At 67.5% G+C, this 17,387-nt stretch carries 13 protein-coding genes and 3 tRNA genes; 2 read left to right on the top strand and 14 right to left on the bottom strand.

The features are described 5' to 3' along the window. The 3 genes from ccmC to ccmA all read right to left on the bottom strand — a co-directional run bounded on the left by ccmC (position 1) and on the right by ccmA (position 2,225). Positions 1–738 carry a heme ABC transporter permease CcmC gene (gene ccmC, locus G8346_RS05515; protein WP_166049000.1) on the bottom strand — a complete coding sequence of 246 codons (738 nt, stop codon included), beginning with the start codon at positions 736–738 and terminating at the stop codon, positions 1–3. Positions 739–897: 159 nt separating this feature from the next. Continuing rightward, on the bottom strand, positions 898–1,584 hold the full coding sequence (ccmB, locus tag G8346_RS05510) for a heme exporter protein CcmB (protein ID WP_240901313.1): 687 nt from the start codon (positions 1,582–1,584) through the stop codon (positions 898–900). Continuing rightward, complete coding sequence (ccmA, locus tag G8346_RS05505) at positions 1,584–2,225, bottom strand: cytochrome c biogenesis heme-transporting ATPase CcmA (protein ID WP_166048998.1); 642 nt, start codon at positions 2,223–2,225, stop codon at positions 1,584–1,586. The genes ccmB and ccmA overlap by 1 nt, the downstream gene beginning before the upstream one ends. A 225-nt stretch (positions 2,226–2,450) precedes the next feature. Between ccmA and G8346_RS05500 the strand changes: the two genes are divergently transcribed. Beyond that, positions 2,451–4,343 (top strand): propionyl-CoA synthetase, encoded by a 1,893-nt coding sequence (locus tag G8346_RS05500; RefSeq protein ID WP_166048996.1) that lies wholly within the window; start codon positions 2,451–2,453, stop codon positions 4,341–4,343. Positions 4,344–4,385: 42 nt separating this feature from the next. Here G8346_RS05500 and G8346_RS05495 read toward each other — a convergent pair whose 3' ends face one another. From G8346_RS05495 to G8346_RS05470, 6 genes are all read right to left on the bottom strand, one after another. Then, positions 4,386–6,323 carry a S9 family peptidase gene (locus tag G8346_RS05495; protein WP_206202598.1) on the bottom strand — a complete coding sequence of 646 codons (1,938 nt, stop codon included), beginning with the start codon at positions 6,321–6,323 and terminating at the stop codon, positions 4,386–4,388. Positions 6,324–6,342: 19 nt separating this feature from the next. Then, positions 6,343–6,429: transfer RNA gene (locus G8346_RS05490), tRNA-Leu, on the bottom strand. 54 nt (positions 6,430–6,483) lie between these two features. Next, positions 6,484–7,662, bottom strand: coding sequence for an SMP-30/gluconolactonase/LRE family protein (locus tag G8346_RS05485; RefSeq protein ID WP_166048994.1), 1,179 nt, complete (start codon positions 7,660–7,662; stop codon positions 6,484–6,486). Next, complete coding sequence (locus G8346_RS05480) at positions 7,659–8,837, bottom strand: catalase family protein (protein ID WP_166048992.1); 1,179 nt, start codon at positions 8,835–8,837, stop codon at positions 7,659–7,661. Before G8346_RS05480 ends, G8346_RS05485 begins: the two co-directional genes overlap by 4 nt. Then, positions 8,830–11,679 (bottom strand): di-heme-cytochrome C peroxidase, encoded by a 2,850-nt coding sequence (locus G8346_RS05475; RefSeq protein WP_166048990.1) that lies wholly within the window; start codon positions 11,677–11,679, stop codon positions 8,830–8,832. The genes G8346_RS05480 and G8346_RS05475 overlap by 8 nt, the downstream gene beginning before the upstream one ends. After that, entirely contained in the window at positions 11,672–13,198 is a 1,527-nt protein-coding gene (locus G8346_RS05470; protein WP_166048988.1) for a hypothetical protein, read from the bottom strand. The genes G8346_RS05475 and G8346_RS05470 overlap by 8 nt, the downstream gene beginning before the upstream one ends. A gap of 92 nt (positions 13,199–13,290) precedes the next feature. On the opposite strand from G8346_RS05470, the gene G8346_RS05465 reads away from it, so the two are divergent. Continuing rightward, complete coding sequence (locus tag G8346_RS05465; RefSeq protein WP_166048986.1) at positions 13,291–13,872, top strand: toll/interleukin-1 receptor domain-containing protein; 582 nt, start codon at positions 13,291–13,293, stop codon at positions 13,870–13,872. A 9-nt stretch (positions 13,873–13,881) separates the two neighbouring features. Here G8346_RS05465 and G8346_RS05460 read toward each other — a convergent pair. The 5 genes from G8346_RS05460 to G8346_RS05440 form a co-directional block, all read right to left on the bottom strand. Further along, positions 13,882–13,955 (bottom strand) — tRNA-Cys (locus tag G8346_RS05460). A gap of 104 nt (positions 13,956–14,059) precedes the next feature. Next, positions 14,060–14,135 (bottom strand) — tRNA-Gly (locus tag G8346_RS05455). Positions 14,136–14,201: 66 nt separating this feature from the next. Then, positions 14,202–14,786 carry a CDP-diacylglycerol--glycerol-3-phosphate 3-phosphatidyltransferase gene (gene pgsA, locus G8346_RS05450; RefSeq protein ID WP_166048984.1) on the bottom strand — a complete coding sequence of 195 codons (585 nt, stop codon included), beginning with the start codon at positions 14,784–14,786 and terminating at the stop codon, positions 14,202–14,204. Between the two features lie 5 nt (positions 14,787–14,791). Continuing rightward, the gene (gene uvrC / locus G8346_RS05445) at positions 14,792–16,675 is read right to left on the bottom strand and encodes an excinuclease ABC subunit UvrC (protein ID WP_166048981.1); all 1,884 of its coding nucleotides are present in this window, start codon (positions 16,673–16,675) and stop codon (positions 14,792–14,794) included. Further along, positions 16,672–17,349 (bottom strand): uracil-DNA glycosylase, encoded by a 678-nt coding sequence (locus G8346_RS05440; protein WP_166048979.1) that lies wholly within the window; start codon positions 17,347–17,349, stop codon positions 16,672–16,674. The genes uvrC and G8346_RS05440 overlap by 4 nt, the downstream gene beginning before the upstream one ends. Positions 17,350–17,387: the final 38 nt, after the last annotated feature.

The raw sequence follows: 17,387 nt of genomic DNA, 5'->3' as shown, positions 1-17,387 counted from the left end.
TCAACCTCTATCGATGACATCGCGAAGCCACTTTTTGTTCCGCTCCCGGGCGATTAATTCGGCCCGGGTGCGCACCATGAGCACCGCGAAGAAAAAGAAAGTGAACCCGAGCCACATGATGAGCAGCGGCACCAGCATCTCCGGCTCCATGGACGGCTTGCCGATCTTGGAGATGGTGGCGGGCTGGTGCAGGGTGTTCCACCACTCCACCGAGTACTTGATGATCGGGATGTTGATGACGCCGATGATGGCCAGCAGCGCGCTGGCACGGTCCGCGCGGTTCTCGTCGTCGATCGCGGCGCGCAGGGCCATGTAGCCGAAGTACAGGAACAGCAGCACCAGCGTGGAGGTCAGCCGGGCGTCCCACACCCACCAGGTGCCCCACATGGGCTTGCCCCAGATCGAGCCCGTGGCAAGCGCCACGATGGTGAACGAGGCACCGATCGGCGCGCAGGCCGCAGCGACCGCATGCGCCAGCTTGATGCGCCACACCAGCCCGACGGCCGCAGCCGCAGCCATCACCACGTAGCCGAACTGCGACAGCCAGGCACTCGGCACGTGGAAATAAATGATGCGGAAGGCATCGAGCTGCTGGTAGTCCTGCGGCGCGATCCACAACCCGCCGACCGTGCCGACGGCGATCAGGATGGCGGCAAACCAGCCGAACCACGGCACCATCGTGCCGGACAAGCGCCAGAAATGCGGTGGCGAACCGAGCTTATGTATGAATTCCCACATGGGCGGCTATTTAACAACCAAGTAGATTGAGTCTCAATTGCGACGAATACGCATGCGGGTTGGGGAACTTTTTCTCCCTTTTCCGAAACATGCGGCCAATGAACTAATTAATCGCTGGATTATCGATGATTCCGCTGCCCCGCGCGAGCCTCGGCCCCGCTAGTCGAGGCTGATACGCATCGCGGCGGCCATGCCCGCCGGAGCCAGGCTGATGGCCAGCAAAAGGACCGCGGCGAGCAGGTACATCACCCCGCTGACATCCAGCCCCTGCATCGCCATGTCCGTGGCGCGCGCACCGAAAATCAGCACCGGCATCACGATCGGCAGGATGAGCAGCGACAGCAGCCCGCCGCCGCGGCGCAGGCCCACCGTGAGCGCCGCCATCACCGCGCCGGCAAGACTGAGCACGGGAGTGGCCAGCAGCAAGGCGAGCATCGTCTCGGGCACGGCATCGCCCGGCAGGAACAGCGCGTGCCCGACGATGGGCGCCATGAGCACCAGCGGCAGCCCCGTCATGAGCCAGTGCGAGGTGGTCTTGGCCAGCAGCAGCAGCGACAGCGGCTGCGGCGAGAGCGCCAGCTGCTCCATGGTGCCGTCCTCCACGTCCTGGCGGAACAGGCTCTCCGCCGCCAGCAGCGAAGCCAGCAGCGCCGACACCCAGATCACGCCCGGGGCGATCGCCTGCAGCAATTCCGGCGCCGGGCTCAGGGCCAGCGGGAACAGCGTCGTCACCATGACGAAGAACATGAGCGGGTTGGCCGCCTGGCCGATATGGCGGAACGCGAGCCGGAGGTCGCGCGTCAGCTGCAGCCAGAAGGCAGTCCCGAGACCCGGCCACTCCATCATCAGCCCAGCTCCAGCCGGCGCGTCACGCCGGCAGCGACGCCGTGTGCCTGGTGCGCCACCAGCAGCACCAGCCCGTCGCGTGACAGGTGTTCGCTCATCATCTGGTCCACCAGCTCGCGGCCGGCGACGTCGAGGTTGGTGTACGGCTCATCGAGGATCCACAGTTTCGCCCCGCTCGCCAGCGCCTTGGCCAGGGATACGCGCCGTTTCTGTCCGGCAGAGAGGCTGCGCGCGGGCACGTGGCGACGCTTGCTCAGCCCGACCCGCTCGAGCGCGGCATGGATGTCCGCCTTGCTCAGCCAGGCGCGGAGCCCGAGCTGGAACACCAGGTTCTCTTCCGCGGTCAGGTCGGCCTTCAGGCTCTCGCGGTGCCCGAGGTAACACAGGCTGGCGTGAAAATCGGCACGATTGCGCGAGATCTTGCGCTCGCGCCAGTAGACTTCACCGGTCTCGGGCAGCGTCAGCCCGCACAACACGCGCAACAGGCTGGTCTTGCCGCAGCCGTTCGGGCCGACGATGTGCAACAGCTCTCCGGCGCGCAGCTGGAAGGAAACCTTCGTGAACAGGCGCGTCTCGCCGCGCCACAGCTCCAGGTCGCGGCCCTCCATCAGCACCGGGCCGGCAGCGGTATCCGCCGTCATGACTGGCGTCCCCCGGCGCGATCCGGCGCCGGCGCAATCCTGCGTCGCAAGGCACTCCCCTCTGTCTTTTCTCTGCCGTACCGCCCCGCCGCGTCCACCAGGACCGGCACAGGGACGACCGACGGGCGCCGCGCAGTATACACTCCCGGGAAACGGAGACGGCATCAGGGGCGCCCGCAACAGTGCACCCGCGCCCGCGACGCCCGGCAACTGAGGGGGACGACGATGGGATATGACGCGATCTACCGGCGCTCAATCGAGACGCCCGAACTGTTCTGGGGCGATGCGGCCAGCGCGATCAGCTGGGACCGGACATGGGACGCCGTGCTCGACGCGAGCAAGCCGCCCCTGTACCGCTGGTTCCGCGGCGCACAATTGAACACCTGCTACAACGCGCTGGACCGCCATGTCGAGAACGGCCGGGCGGACCAGGCGGCGCTCATCTACGACAGCCCGGTGACCGCCAGCAAGGACACCTTCACATACCGCGAGCTGCGCGACCGGGTCGCCCGCCTGGCCGGCGGCCTGCGCAGTCTCGGCGTGGAAAAAGGCGACCGTGTCATCCTGTACATGCCCATGGTGCCGGAAGCCGTCATCGGCATGCTGGCCTGCGCCCGTATCGGCGCGATCCACTCGGTGGTGTTCGGCGGCTTTGCCGCGCGCGAGCTCGCCACCCGCATCGACGACGCCAAGCCGAAAGTGATCCTGTCCGCCTCCTGCGGCATCGAGGTGAACCGCGTCATCCGCTACAAGCCGCTGCTCGACGAAGCCATCCGCAGCGCCACGAACCCGCCCCGGCACTGCGTCATCCTGGCTCGCCCTGAGGCGCCCTCGGACCTCAAGGACGGGCGCGACCTCGACTGGGCGGAGCTCGAGGCGGACAGCGACCCGGTCGACTGCGTCCCGGTGGCGGCGACGGACCCGCTGTACATCCTCTACACCTCGGGCACCACGGGCGTTCCCAAGGGCGTGGTGCGCGACAACGGCGGCCACGCCGTGGCGCTGGCATGGAGCATGAAGCATGTCTACGGCGTCGAGCCCGGCGAAGTCTTCTGGGCCGCCTCCGACGTCGGCTGGGTGGTCGGCCACAGCTATATCGTCTACGGCCCGCTGTTTCACGGTTGCACCACCGTACTCTACGAAGGCAAGCCGGTCGGCACGCCCGACGCCGGCGCGTTCTGGCGCGTGATCGCCGAGTACGGTGTCAGCGTGATGTTCACGGCGCCGACCGCGTTCCGCGCCATCAAGCGCGACGATCCGCGCGGCGAGCACATCGGGCGCTACGACCTGTCGAAGCTGCGCGCCCTGTTCCTGGCCGGCGAGCGCTGTGACCCCGACACGCTGAACTGGGCCAGCGAGAAGCTGAGCATCCCCGTCATCGACCACTGGTGGCAGACCGAGACCGGCTGGCCGATCGCCGCCAACTGCCTTGGCATCGAAGAGCTGCCGATCAAGCCCGGCTCGCCGACGCGCGCCGTACCGGGCTACGACGTGCGCGTGCTCGGCGACGACGGCAAGGAAGTGCCCGACGGGGAGATCGGCAGCATCATGATCCGCCTGCCGCTGCCGCCGGGCACGCTGCCGACGCTGTGGGGCGACGACCAGCGCTACATCGACGCCTACCTGAGCGCGCACGACGGGTGGTATCTCACTGGCGACGCCGGCTACCGCGACGAGGACGGCTACCTGTGGATCATGAGTCGCATCGACGACATCATCAACACGGCCGGCCACAGGCTGTCCACCGGCGCCATGGAGGAAGTGCTGGCGTCGCACCAGGACGTCGCCGAGGCTGCCGTCATTGGCGCCCATGACGAGCTCAAGGGCGAGCTGCCGGTCGGGCTGGTAGTGCTCAAGTCAGGCGTGGACCGGCCGGAGGACGACATCAAGGCCGAGCTGGTGCAGATGGTGCGCGAGAAGATCGGGCCGGTGGCGGCGTTCAAGAAGGTCGCCATCGTGGACCGGCTGCCCAAGACGCGCTCCGGCAAGGTGCTGCGCGCCACCATGCGCAAGATCGCCGACGGCCAGGACTACAACGTGCCGCCGACCATCGACGACCCGGTGATCCTCGACGAGGTCACCGAAGCGCTGCGCTCGATCGGCTACGGCAAGGATTGAATGCAGGGCCCGGGCACGCTTCGTGCCCGGGCCCTCGCACCGTTACTCCGCCAGCTCGCCGGCGAACAGCTGGCGGAAGAACATCACCGTGGCGGCCTGGAAATAGTCGCGGTTCGGCTTCTTGGCGAAGCCGTGGCCCTCGTCCATGGCCAGCAGGTACCAGACGGGCACGCCGTTATCCCTGACAGCGGCAACGATCTGCTCCGACTCGGTGTACGGGACGCGGGGATCGTTGTAACCCTGCGCCACGAACAGCGGCGAGCGGATCTTGTCGGCATTGTTCAGCGGCGAGATGCGCTCCATGATGGCGCGCATTTCCGGATCGCGCTCGTCACCGTACTCTGCCCGGCGCAGGTCGCGCCGGTAGGCCTCGGTGTTCTCGAGGAAGGTGGCGAAGCTGCTGATGCCCACGATGCTGACGCCGCCGAGCAGGCGCTCGTCGAAGTGCATCATTGACGCCAGCACCATGTAGCCGCCGTAAGAGCCGCCGTAGACGATCACGCGCTCGGCATCCAGGTCGGGACGCGACTCGATCCACTCGAGCAGCGCGCCGATGTCCTTAACCGAATCCTCGCGCAGCGGCCCGTTGTCCAGTTGCAGGTAGCTCTTGCCGTACCCGGATGACCCACGCACGTTAGGGCTGATCACCGCGGCGCCGAGCTCATTGACCCAGTAGGCGTAGGTGGAGGAAAAACCGGGGCGCGATTGAGCCTCGGGCCCGCCGTGGATCTGGATGATGACCGGATGCGGGCCTTCCCCCTGCGGCAGGTACAGCCACGCGGGCACCTCCAGGCCGTCGAAGCTCTCGAAACTCACCAGCCCCGGCACCGGGAACTCGGAAGTATCGAGCCCCCCGACCTCGCTCTCGGTCCAGCGCACCAGCTTGCGCCCGGTGAACTCGTAGACGAAGACGTCGCTTGGCGACTGCGGCGTGTTCAGGGTCATCGCCAGGGCATGACCGTCCGGCTTGAAAGCCAGGCCGCCCACCAGCCCCACCGGCAGGTCCGGCACCGGCAGTTCGCGATCGCGCTTCACGTCCCGCATGTAGAGGCGCGACATGCCGCCCTCGTTGGTGACGAAGGCCAGGCGCGTGCGGTCGCGGGTCAGCGCCAGCGAGGAGACGTCCCAGGGAATCCCGGCAGACAGGGGGGTGGACTTGCCGGACTCGAGATGCAGGCGGTAGAGCTGCTTGAACTCGCCGCCGTGGTCGTGGATCACGTAAACGGCATCGCCCGTATGGTCGAAGGCCGCGCCGCCGAACCCGACCGGCTCATCCTGCGGGAAGACCTGCGTCTTTTCCCCGGATTCGAGATCCACCACGAAGATCTTGCTGTCGGTGATGGAACGATAGTTGATCACCAGCAGGCGATCGTCGGACGGCGACCAGTCCATGGGCACCCACAGGCCCTCGCCCTCGAGCACCATCCGGTGCGCATCATGGCCCTGCTGCGGGCTCGCAACATAGATGTCGTAATTGCGCCCGTCGCGCCGCGTGCTGGCATAGGCGAAGCGATCGCCGCGATTGGACCAGGCCGGGCCCGTGTTGCGGGACTTGCCGTCGGTGAGCAGCGTGCTTTCGCCGCTGGCGAAGTCGAACCAGTAGAGCTGGTAGAACTCGTTACCGCCGACGTCGCGGCTGTAGACGAAGCCGTTGAGCTCCGGGTCCGGCGGCACCGAGGCGTTACTGACGGGCTCCGGGAAAAAGGTGAGCTGGTAGCGCGCGCCCAGCGGCTGGCTGACGCGGTGCACCTGGCTGGTGTCACCGAAGCGGGTCGTGACCAGGATGCCGCCGTCGTTGAGCCAGCTGGCGAAACCGGCCGAGCGCGTGTTCTGGTACTGCTCCAGCCGCTCGGTCAGTGCCGGCGGAATTTCGGGCATGTTCTCGAGTACGAGGTTGCCCCGCTCCACCCGTTCCACGGCGCCTGCGGCGCCGCATGCCAGGGTGAGCAGGACCAGGACTGATAGCTTGCGTAGGCTCACGATTCTTCTCCTGCGGTGCTGGTGCCCGGAGCCGGACTCGAACCGGCACGGCCTTTCAGCCGAGGGATTTTAAGTCCCTTGCGTCTACCAATTTCGCCATCCGGGCGGCGAGGCGGAAAAAGTAACACAGGGCGGCCGACCTGCGCGGGGTCGACCGGTTTCAGCGGCTGGCGTCGAGCTGGAGCTTGCGCACGGCGGGGACGAGCAGGCTGCCCATGACGACCTGGACCGGGTCGTCCGCAGAGGCCGCCGGCAGCACCGCGCCGGCGGTGACCTGCGCGACCTCGCCCTTTTTCTCGTCCGCCACCATCCGCAGCAGGCGCCCGTCCGCGCCGAACTCCAGCAGGTAGCCCGGGTACTGGGGCGGCGGTTTCATGAAGCCGGGCAACCGGTAAATAGCTTTCACTGCCCAGGGTCGGTCCCGCTGGGCGTCCAGGGCCGGTATGCGAGCGAGCGACAGGCCCACGAGAAACGTCCCGGACGGCGTGAGCGTGATGTTGTCCGGGTAGCCCGGCAGCCCGTCGGCGAAGATGTCGTGGGCGCCTGCCTTGGGCCCGGTGAGCCACAGGCGGCGGATGCGGAAGGCCAGGAACTCGTTGACCAGTACGAAGGCGCCGTCATCGGCGAGGGCCACGCCGTTGGCATAGAACAGGTTGTCCAGCACCACCTTCGCTTCCCCGCTGGCCGGGTCGAAGCGCACCAGGCGGCCGCTCGGGCGACTGTCCCACACGTCGAGTTCCACCTGCTCCAGCGTGTGGTCGCGGGTCGGGGCGGAGAACCACACCACCCCGTCCGGGCCGACTTCGAGGTTGTCCGCAAAGGTCAGGGGCTCGCCGCCCACGACGTCGACGAGGTAAGTGACCCGGCCGTCCAGCCCCACCGCAACCAGCCCCCGCTCCGCGTCAGCGACGTACAGGCGCTCGCCGCTCGGATCGAACCCCATGCCCAACGGGCGCCCGCCGGTATCGGCGAAGACCTCGACGGCGCCGCTCTCCGGCTCGATGCGCAGGATGCTGCCGTCGCCAATGCCGGTGTAGATATGGCCGTCTCTCGGGCTTATCGCGATGTCTTCCGGGCCGAAATTCTCCGGGCTGCCGGCTGCCAGGAAACGTGCGCGGATCAGGGTCTCGGCGAGCGGCTGCGCGCCCTCCATCGACTGGGTGGGCCGGAACGGCGAGTCCGCCCCGGTGCCCGGGTCCGGGGGCGGCTGCCACGCGAAGGGGTCCAAGGGCGTGGGCCAGGCGAGCAGGTAAGCGAGCACGAGCACGACAACCGCGACGAGGACCTTCAAGGCCCGACGCAGCCGCGGCCGTCGGCCCAGCAGGCCCGCATGGCTCACTGCACTACCGCCCGCTCAGCGGCATCGGTACAGTCCGTGCCGTCCAGCTGCAGGCACCAGCCACGGGGCTCAGTGAAGGGTCGCTGGTTGCGCGCATGCCGGTACACGGCAATCTCCTCGTACACCGCCTTGCGGATGCGGTTCAGCCCGCCCAGCGGTCGATGGTCCACGTGGCCGTGCCAGGGCGTGAAGGAGAGGTCCTCGCAGAAGCGGTTGCGCTCCGGCGTATCGAACTCCTGGAGCGGAATCCGGATGGAGGCCACGCTGAGGAACGGTGCGTCGGAGGTCTTCCACTTCACTGTCGGGTCCTCGATCGGCATGTTCTTTTCCGGGTCCTGGACCTGGACCAGGAACTCGAAGCACGCCTCCTCCCTGTCGAGGTGCTCCGCCAGCGCGCGCCGCAGGTAATCCGGGTCACTGCGGTCGACTTTCCCGGGCAATTTCCGCGTGCAGCTGCGCGCGCTGTATTTCATAGCGTCCCGATAGGGCGGCGGCGACACGTCGCTGTCGGCATCCACGCCCAGCGCATAGGCCGTCATGCTGTGGTACTGCGTCTGCAGGGGACTGGAAATGCGCCCCAGCAACTGGCTGCCGATGACCAGCTCGCGGATCTGCCAGTCGAGGGGGTTGGCGTCGCGGAAGAAATAGCCGAACTGGCTGCCGTCGGCCTGGTAACGGATGAAGCCCTCGTACTCTGCCACGTTCCGGTTGAAGAACACCGGGTGGTTGATCATGAGGAAATCCTGGGTCTCGAGCGGCGATGCGCCCGGGGGTGACGGCAACAGCTTCTCGCCCTCGACCCCCATGAGCTTGATCGCCATGCCGCGTGCGTCCTTGGTGTCGTCGGGCTGCAACGCCGCGTTGCCGTTGGAGAACCGGATCCAGGCCTTGTATTCGCGCCCGGGCACGAACACGCCGGTGCGCAGCGCCTCGGGCAGGTCGTCGCGGACAGTGAAGGTCGCCGTGACACAACCGTGGGCCTTGGCGTGCGCATCGCGGCGATAGGTCGGGCCGGACTTCTCCTGCACGTCGTCCACCAGCTTGCGGGCCGAGGCGATAATGCTCGGGACGTAATACAGCTCACCCGGGTCGACGTTCTCGCCGACGTCCCTTGGAGTCTCACCGCAAGCCGTCACCGCGAGGGCGGCCGCCAGGACCCAGCAGCGCCTAGTCACGGCCGGCCTCCTCCGATTCCAGGTAAAGCGTGAACAGGCTGCACTCCGAGGCCAGTTCCCAGGTCGCGTCCTCGTCGTCCGGCGCCGGCGCGGGCGGCATGTGATCACCGTAGACATGCCTGTCGGCGGAGCAGTGCTGCTGCCACTCGTCGCGACGGAATGCCGGTGTGCCCCACTCCGGATACAGCACCATGCGGCGCTCCGTCTTCGCCTGCATCTCGGCCTCGCAGGCCGCGCGGTCGTCGCCGGGCCGGTCGTCGCACAGGGCCGGCTCGTACGGAATCTCACCGTTCGGGGTCGGCTCGACGTAGTCCATGAGCTTGATGTACTCGAGGACCTGGAAACGCTCCTCCACCTCGAGGAAGGGCCCGATGACCCCGTTCTTCTGGCAGCCGTGGCGGAACTCGTGGCCGACGTTGTCGTTACCCGTCACGCCGGTGTCGAAACGCACGGCGCCCGGCACGTCCAGGTCGTGGAAACCGAGGTGGACGGGATCGTATTCCCTGGTCCCGGACCAGAATTCAGCCTGGCGCTCCGAGCGCGGCGAAATCATCTGGAAGATCGTCCGCACGCTGCCGTTGTGCAGGAACGGCGGCGTCGCCCAGATCCCGTGCAGCGGCCGTGACTTGTAGTTCTTCAGGGCTTCCGGGTCGGTGCGCGGATAATCCAGCACGCCGAAGCCCATGAACTTGAGGAATTCCTCTTTCGAGGCCGGGCGGTGTTTCTCGAAATACCGGTTGGTGATGGCCGTGCTCATGATGTTGAGTCCTACCACCGCACTGACGGCCTTGGGATCGATGTTGTCCGCGATCGCATCCGCAACGCACAGCTGCTTGAGCTCCTCCGGAGTCCAGCCGAGCCGGCTGGCGTCGTAGCGATGGTCGGCGAAGTTGAGTGCCGCATTCCGGTCCGTGCCGATGTCCCGTATCGGAATCAGTTTCACGCGCCACTGCTCCACGTGCGTGGGCGCATCGCCGCAGTCTTCGATGTCCGGCCGGCAGGCCGGGCCCAGCACGCGCCCCTGGTCGTCCAGCTCGTAAAGGATCCTGCCCTCGATGTCGGCGATCCGCTGCGGGTTGTGCAGGTTGAGGCACTGTTGGACCGTGAGCTTGACCTCGCCCGCCTCTGCCGACTTCAGGCTGCAGCTTCCGTCCGCGTTGTGGACCAGGCCGACGGCCAGGTTCGGGTCCGGCGGATGGTCTGCCTGCGGCGGCTCGTCATGCGCCGTCAGGTGTGGGCCGTGGCAGTGGCGGCAATGCACGTCGAACAGCACCCGCCCCTCACGCGCCTTCTCAAGGTCGATCGGGCCGAACAGGTGCTCCGGCCAGCGCGGCGCCTCCAGGCGCGCCAGTGTGCGCTCGATGTGGTGAATGCGGTCGGGCATGATCGATGTGTCGTAGCGCAAGTGCAGAGGCAGCGGCGCACCGTAGGCGTCGAACAGCTCCAGCCGAGCGCCCACGCCAAGCGACTCGTTGATGTTCCGCGCCATGGGTTGGGAGGCATAGCCTTCCCACTGCACCCAGTTGAACTTGGCGATGTCCCACAGGTGCGGATAGCTCACCGGGGCGGTGGCCTGACGGTAGTTGCTGGCGGAGATGTGGCGGCCGAAGACCGTGTTGGCGATGCGCTGCGTCGCGTCGGTGCGCCCGTAGCCCTCGAACACAGGGTACGTGCCCAGCTTCAGATCCGTCCAGGCGTTCGCGAGCAGCGTGCTGATGGTCCGGCCGAACTCCTCGCGCAGCGTTTCCTTGGCGGCGTCGAAATCAAAGCCGACGTCCGTGCCCCCGGTGAGGGTGGGTTCAATCACATTGCGGGCGAAGCGCTCGAACTTCCACGGATTGATGTAGGTCCCCAGCATGGAGGACATCAGGTCTGCCTGGAACTGGCCGGGCTTCATATCCGTGATGGCGTGCATGGCCTGGCCGCCGTCGATGCGGATGGCCGTGCCCTGGTAATGCAGTTCGCCTGTGTGGCAAAGGCTGCAGGTCATGTCGAGCAGCTCCGCGCCCACCTTCTCGTCGTAGTACTTGGTGAAGCCTACGGGCAGGTTGCCGGGATTCCAGTCCGGGTCGGGCTGCTGGTGAAGGTCCGTCAGGAAACCATAGCGGGCCATGTTCTCCGGCGCCGCGAAGCGGTCGCGGCCGAAGGGCAACTCCAGGTTGACCATCCACCAGTAGCGCAGCTGCGCCATCATGACCTGGGCGGAGCCCTGCGGGTGGTGGTAATAGCGCTTGCGGTCCTCGGCGGTCCAGCCCTGCCAGGTCTCCTCGCCGACCTTGCAGTCCGTGGCCGAGATCGCCTCACAGGACGCAACAGCCTCGCCAGTGGCGCAGGAGCGGCTCGCCTCCTCGCACAGCTGGCGGCTGGCGCGACAGGCCGGGTCCATGGCCAGGTCCCCCGCACAGCGTTTGGCGACGTCGGCGCAGGCGGGCGCCGCCTCCGCGCACAACACGCCCGCGCGCGCGGCGAGGGTTTCGGTGCGCGCGCAGATGGCCTGGCGCTCCAGGCATGCAGCCACGTCCTTTTCAGGGCCGGCGTTGATGCTGCCCGGGCGGGTGTACTGCAGGTCGTTGATCACCGGGTACTGCACTGCCCGGAACGGCGGCTCGAAGAGATAGCCGGGCCAGGGCACCGCCACGGCCAGGTAGGCGACGAATGCCGCCACCACGGTCGCCAGCACCCAGGCGCTGCGGCCGAACCAGCCGCGCCGCCTGAAGAATCCCCACCAGTGCCGCAGCAGCCAGGCAATGGGCAGGAACAGAACGGCCAGGACCGCGCCCAGCCAGCGCAGCACCCGGCGCCCGGCGCGGGAGAGAATGCGCGTGACCCGTCCCTCAGCCATGCGCGGCCATCTCCTCCGGTGCCGGCTCGAGCAGGCCGGACTTTACCAGCCCGATGGTTTGCCGCTTCGCGGTCTCGGGCCACTCCCGGGAGATGGCGGTCAAATATTGCCGGAACTTTTCCAGGTCGAAGCGCGGGTTCGCGGCCTGGGCCCTGGCGATGGACTCGGCCGCTGCCGCGCCGTCGCCGAGCGCGCCCTGCGCGTTGGCCAGGGCCACCCACCCGAGGCAGAAGCCGGGGTGGAAACCCACCGCCGTATGGGCGTGTTCCTGGGCGGGTTCATACCGGCCTGCTTCGGTGTGGCCGACGGCAAGAAAGTAATGCCAGAACGGCACCGAGGGATGATTGGGCGCTTCGTCGAGCAGGCGCTGGAGAATGGCGAGGCCTTCCTCGACCTCTTTCGGGCTCCCGCCCCACACCAGGTTACAGCCCACATAGCCCCATGCCACCATGTTGAACGGGGCGATGGCGACAACGCGGCGCGCAGTCTGCAGCGAGCGCTTGCGAAAGCCGCAGTTGAGCCACACCAGCGCGGCGTATTCCATCACCGTGGCGTCCCGCGGAGCCAGACGCAGTGCCGCATCCACCTCCGCCAGCGCGCGCCCGTTCTCTCCGAGCGGATCGTCAGCGAAGGAGTTGACCACCCGCTGGTTCAGCACGAATGCCAACAGGACGTGAGCCATGGCATTGTCGGGCTCGAGCTCGAGGGCCTGCTCGAGCCAGCCGATGGCGTCCGCCGACGCCTCCGCCGTGTAAGAGACGGTCCAGAAGGTCAGCGCCTTGTGCGTCAGGCTCCACGCCGAGAGCCCCTGGGGAGGCTGCCGGCAGAGGTCCTCCGAGACGATGTTCAGGTACTGGGAGCCGGTCTCCACGGCGATCGCCTCGGCGACCTCCCGCTGCACCTTGAAAAGGTCGTCCAGTTCATGCTCGTAGGAAGCAACCCAGGCCTCCGTCCTCGACTGGGCATCGGTAAGGCGCACGATGACACGCACACGAGCCGGGCTGCGCTGGAACGTCCCGGAAAGGATGTAGCGCGCGTTCAGGGTCTTGGCGATGGCTTCGGCGGTTTGGCCCGCCAGCGGCGCCGACTGGGCGAAAGGCACGACGCGCAGGTCCGGGACGCCGGACAGCGCCCGCGTAATCTCGGCCGAGAAACCCTGCGCCAGCAACGCGTCGTCCTCGCCCCGCGACAGCGGCTCCAGCGGCATCACGGCCACCGACGCCTGTGCGGTGTCCGAGACCGGCAAGGCTCTTTCCGGCACCGTCGGTGCCCCTGCTTTGCCTGTATCGAGAGGCCTCGGCCGGGGTGCGAACCACGCCAGCAGCCCGGCCAGTGCCAACCCGCCGAGTGCGAGCTGGATATCCGTACCACGCAGCAGGAGAGCCCGGTCGGGGTTCGAGACCCACTCGAGCGTAGCAAGCAGAACGAGGGTAAAAACGTAGGCGCCGAGCGCACGGCCCAGGCCCCGGTCGCGGGCCTCCCCCATGGCCTGCGACCACCCCTGCCCCGACATTGTCATTGTTATTCCGTTTTCAATACGGCCGCCGGCATTCTATGCTGCGCTTCACGGCATCGGCAAACGAGCGCGGCAGGACATCCCCGGAGGCGGACTTGCAGGCAACGGCAAACTCGGCAGGCACAGGACCAGGCGCCTACCTGTTCGTCTGCTATGCACACGACCAGCGGGACCTGGTGGTGAGCGAAATCGAATGGTTGCGTGAACAGGGCTTCGAGGTCTGGTTCGACGAGGCTATCGAGGCGGGCCAGCGCTGGAGCGAGGACCTGGCCCTGGCGATCGAGGGCTGCGGTGCGATGCTTTTCTTCATGAGCCCGCGATCGGTCTCTTCGCGCTACTGCCTGGATGAGATCCACTTCGCCCTGGAGTGCGGCCGGCCCATCGTCCCCGTGGAAGTCGAGCCGTCGGAACTCACTCCGGGACTGCGGCTCAGCCTGGGCGGCACCCACCGCATCTTCATGCACAGGATGTCAGCGGGGGATTTCCGGGCCAAGCTGGCCAGCGGGCTGCATCGGGCACTTGGGGGATTGCCGCCGCCGGCCCGTGGCGCATCCCCGACTGCCGGACACCATGCGCCGCCGCCGGGCCCGCTGTTCTCGGCGCACTGGCGACCCGCGGCATTCGGTGTTTTCGCGGCCCTGGTGGCCTTCATCGCCATGATGGCGATCGGGCCCTAGGGAAAGAGCTGGAGGCGCGGACCGGAATCGAACCGGTGTTCACGGCTTTGCAGGCCGCTGCGTAACCACTCCGCCACCGCGCCACGAGGTTCCCGCGAGCGGGGAACCGGGGTCGAACTCTACCACAGCCGGAGGCCGTGGAACCCAAAGAAAAGCCCGGCACGGCGGCCGGGCTTTCGGCTTGATCTGGAGCGGGAAACGAGACTCGAACTCGCGACCCCAACCTTGGCAAGGTTGTGCTCTACCAACTGAGCTATTCCCGCTGAGGAGGCGCAATTCTAAGCGACGCGGGGGGCCTGTCAAGTCTCCGGGGCGCGCCGCTGCCGGACTCAGTCACCGCGCAGGTGAGGCCAGGCCGCCACCAGGTACTTCCACATCGACCACAGCGTCAGCACCGCCGCCGCGAGCAGGAAGCCGTAACCGATCTCGTACATGGGCACAAACCACAGCGTGTGCTCCCACAGCATCATGATCAACGCCGTGATCTGCGCCGTGGTCTTGTATTTCCCGATGCCCGACACCGATACGTGGTGCCGCCGGCCCAGCTCGGACATCCATTCGCGCAATGCGGACACGGCGATCTCGCGGCCGATGATGATGGCCGCGGGGATGGCCACGACGAACCCGGGATGGCGCGAGACGAGCAGCACCAGCGCGGTGGAAATCATCAGCTTGTCGGCGACCGGGTCGAGAAAGGCGCCGAAGTTCGAGACCTGGTTGAGCTTGCGCGCGAAGTAACCGTCCAGCCAGTCCGTGATCCCGGCCAGGGAAAAAATGATGGCGGCCACAGGTCCCGCCCAGTAGGCCGGGATGAACGGCCAGTAGTGCGGCAGGTAGAACACCAGCACGATCAGCGGAATCAGGATGATCCGGATCCAGGTGAGCGTATTGGGCAGGTTGAGCCTGGCTGGCATGGTCCTCAGTCCGCGGGGTGTAACGCGTCATATATGCGATGGGCCAGGTCGCGGCTGATGCCTTGTACCCGGGCCAGGTCCTCGACCCCCGAAGAGACTACGCCCTGCATCCCTCCAAGCTCGTTCAGCAGCTGGCGGCGCCGCCTGGGTCCCAGCCCCGGAATGCCTTCCAGCGGGCTGACCCGACGCGTCTTGGCCCGCCGCTGCCGGTGGCCGGCAATGGCAAAGCGGTGCGCCTCGTCGCGCACCTGCTGCACGAGATGCAGGGCTCCGGAGTCGCGGGGCAGTATAAGTGCCTCGGGGCGACCGGCCAAGAACAGCCGCTCGAGGCCCGGCCTGCGGCTGGGCCCCTTGGCCACCGCGGCGATCTCCACGCCCTCGAGTTCCAGTTCGTTGAGCACGCCCTGGGCCTCGGCGAGCTGCCCGGCGCCGCCGTCCACCAGCAGCAGGTCGGGCATCGGGGCTTCACCGCGCTTGACCCGGCTGTAACGCCGCTGCAGCGCCTGCCGGATGGCCGCGTAATCGTCCCCCGCCGCCACGCCGGCAATGTTGAAGCGACGGTAATCGGACTTCAGCGGTCCCTCGGGCGTGAACACCACGCAGCTGGCGACAGTCGCTTCGCCCGACGTGTGACTGATGTCGAAGCACTCGATGCGCCGTGGTGTCCGCTCCAGCCCCAGCGCCTCGCCCAGGGCTTCCATCTGGGCGCTGAACCCGGCGGTGCCCGCAATCTTCAGCTCCAGCGCCTGGCGCGCGTTCTCCGCAGCCATTTCCAGCCAGCGTGCCCGGATCGCGCGCACCCGGTGCCGCACGGCCACCGGGCGGCCCACCTGTTTCGTCAGCGCCTCGGACAGCAACACCTCGTCCTCGAGCCCGAGGCTGGTCAGGATCTCTGCCGGCGGGCTGCCACCGAGATAGTGCTGTGCCACGAAGGCTGCCAGCACCTCGCCCGGTTCGGTGCCCGGGGCCGCACGCGGGAACCAGCTGCGGCTGCCCAGCACCCGCCCGCCGCGGATAAACATCGCCGCCACGCAGTACAGCCCGCCCTGCTCGTGGACCGCCAGCGCATCGGCCTGCACCGCGCCAGCCTCGCCGCCCACCGCCGTCTCCTGGATCGCGGCCAGCCGTGCGATCTGGTCGCGATAGCGCGCCGCCTCCTCGAAAGCGAGTCGCTCCGCCGCCGCCTCCATGCGCTTCACCAGCTCGCCGCGGATCTCGTTGCCGCGGCCCTCCAGGAAACGTATGGCGTGGTCGAGGTCGCGCGCATAGTCCTGCGGGGAGATCAGCCCGACGCAGGGCGCCGAGCAACGCTCGATCTGGTATTGCAGGCACGGCCGGCTGCGATGCGCGAAATAGCTGTCCTCGCAGGGCCGGATGCGGAACAGCCGCTGCAGGTCGCGCAGCGTGGCGCGCACCGCGGGCACGTTGGGATAGGGCCCGAACAGCCGTCCCGGCACACGGCGGCTGCCGCGATAGAACGACAGGCGCGGAAACTCGTGGCTGGTGTCCAGGCGAATGTACGGGAAGCTCTTGTCGTCCTTGAGCAGGACGTTGAAGCGCGGCTTGTGCGCCTTGATCAGGGTGTTCTCGAGCACCAGCGCCTCGGCCTCGGTGCGCGTGACCGTGACCTCGATCCCTCGCACCTGGCTGACCAGGAATCCTGTCTTGCCAGGACGCGGTGTGCCGCGGAAATAGCTGGCGACCCGCTTTTTAAGGTCGCGCGACTTGCCGACGTAGAGAATCTCCCCGTTGCCGTCCAGCATGCGGTACACGCCGGGGCGATGGCTCAGCCGGCGCAGGATCGGGCGCGGGTCGAATTCGGCTGCCGAGGGTGCGCGCCGACCACGTTCCTCTGCGGCCGGCGCACCCTCGCGCTTGCCGCGTTTCATCCCGTCGCCTCCAGGCCGGCCAGGCGCGCGGCCCGGGCCACGACCTCACGGAACATTGCGTCCGTCAGGCGGCGCGTCTGGGTGTTGTAGCGACTGCAGTGGTAGGAATCGACCAGCCAGCTTCCGCCCGGGAGGGCGTGCTGCGCCCCATGCGCAAACCCGTGAGCGCTGCGCTTGAGCCCGAGTGCGTCGAGGACCCCGTCGTGGGCGATGCGCCCCAGCGCCAGCAGCACGCGTGGCGCGCTCTCGCGCAATTCCGCCGCCAGCCAGGCCCTGCATTCCCGCACCTCGGCCGGCAGGGGCTTGTTCGCGGGCGGCAGGCACTTCACCGCGTTCGTGATGCGGCAGTCGACCAGCTGCAACCCGTCGTCCGCCGCCACCGACTCGGGACCGGATGCAAGGCCGAGTTCCCACAGCGTGCGATAGAGGAGAATCCCGGCATGGTCGCCGGTGAAGGGACGGCCGGTGCGATTCGCACCGTGCATGCCGGGCGCCAGCCCGACGACCAGCAGCGGCGCATCGGCCGGCCCGAACGGGGGCACAGGCGCGGCGTAGTAACCGGGGCGCTCCGATTTTACCTGGTCGAGGAAGGCCGCCAGGCGTGGGCAACGCCGGCATCCGGCGTCGAACCAGGATGCCGGATACGGCGCGCAAGCTGTATTTTTATGTCTCAATCAACTTTAACTTAGTTTTCTTTATAGCTGTTTTAATT

It is taken from the genome of Thioalkalivibrio sp. XN279, assembly GCF_011089885.1.
Lineage (GTDB): Bacteria > Pseudomonadota > Gammaproteobacteria > Steroidobacterales > XN24 > XN24.
The sequence above is the reverse complement of the archived record's forward strand: the minus strand, read 5'-3'. Positions and strand labels throughout refer to the sequence as shown.

Coding starts and splice junctions, on each gene's coding strand:
- pgsA (WP_166048984.1), bottom strand. CDS start 14,786: ATGCCAGCCAGGCTCAACCTGCCCAATACGCTCACCTGGATCCGGATC.
- G8346_RS05500 (WP_166048996.1), top strand. CDS start 2,451: ATGGGATATGACGCGATCTACCGGCGCTCAATCGAGACGCCCGAACTG.
- G8346_RS05470 (WP_166048988.1), bottom strand. CDS start 13,198: ATGACAATGTCGGGGCAGGGGTGGTCGCAGGCCATGGGGGAGGCCCGC.
- uvrC (WP_166048981.1), bottom strand. CDS start 16,675: ATGAAACGCGGCAAGCGCGAGGGTGCGCCGGCCGCAGAGGAACGTGGT.
- G8346_RS05475 (WP_166048990.1), bottom strand. CDS start 11,679: ATGGCTGAGGGACGGGTCACGCGCATTCTCTCCCGCGCCGGGCGCCGG.
- ccmC (WP_166049000.1), bottom strand. CDS start 738: ATGTGGGAATTCATACATAAGCTCGGTTCGCCACCGCATTTCTGGCGC.
- ccmA (WP_166048998.1), bottom strand. CDS start 2,225: ATGACGGCGGATACCGCTGCCGGCCCGGTGCTGATGGAGGGCCGCGAC.
- ccmB (WP_240901313.1), bottom strand. CDS start 1,584: ATGATGGAGTGGCCGGGTCTCGGGACTGCCTTCTGGCTGCAGCTGACG.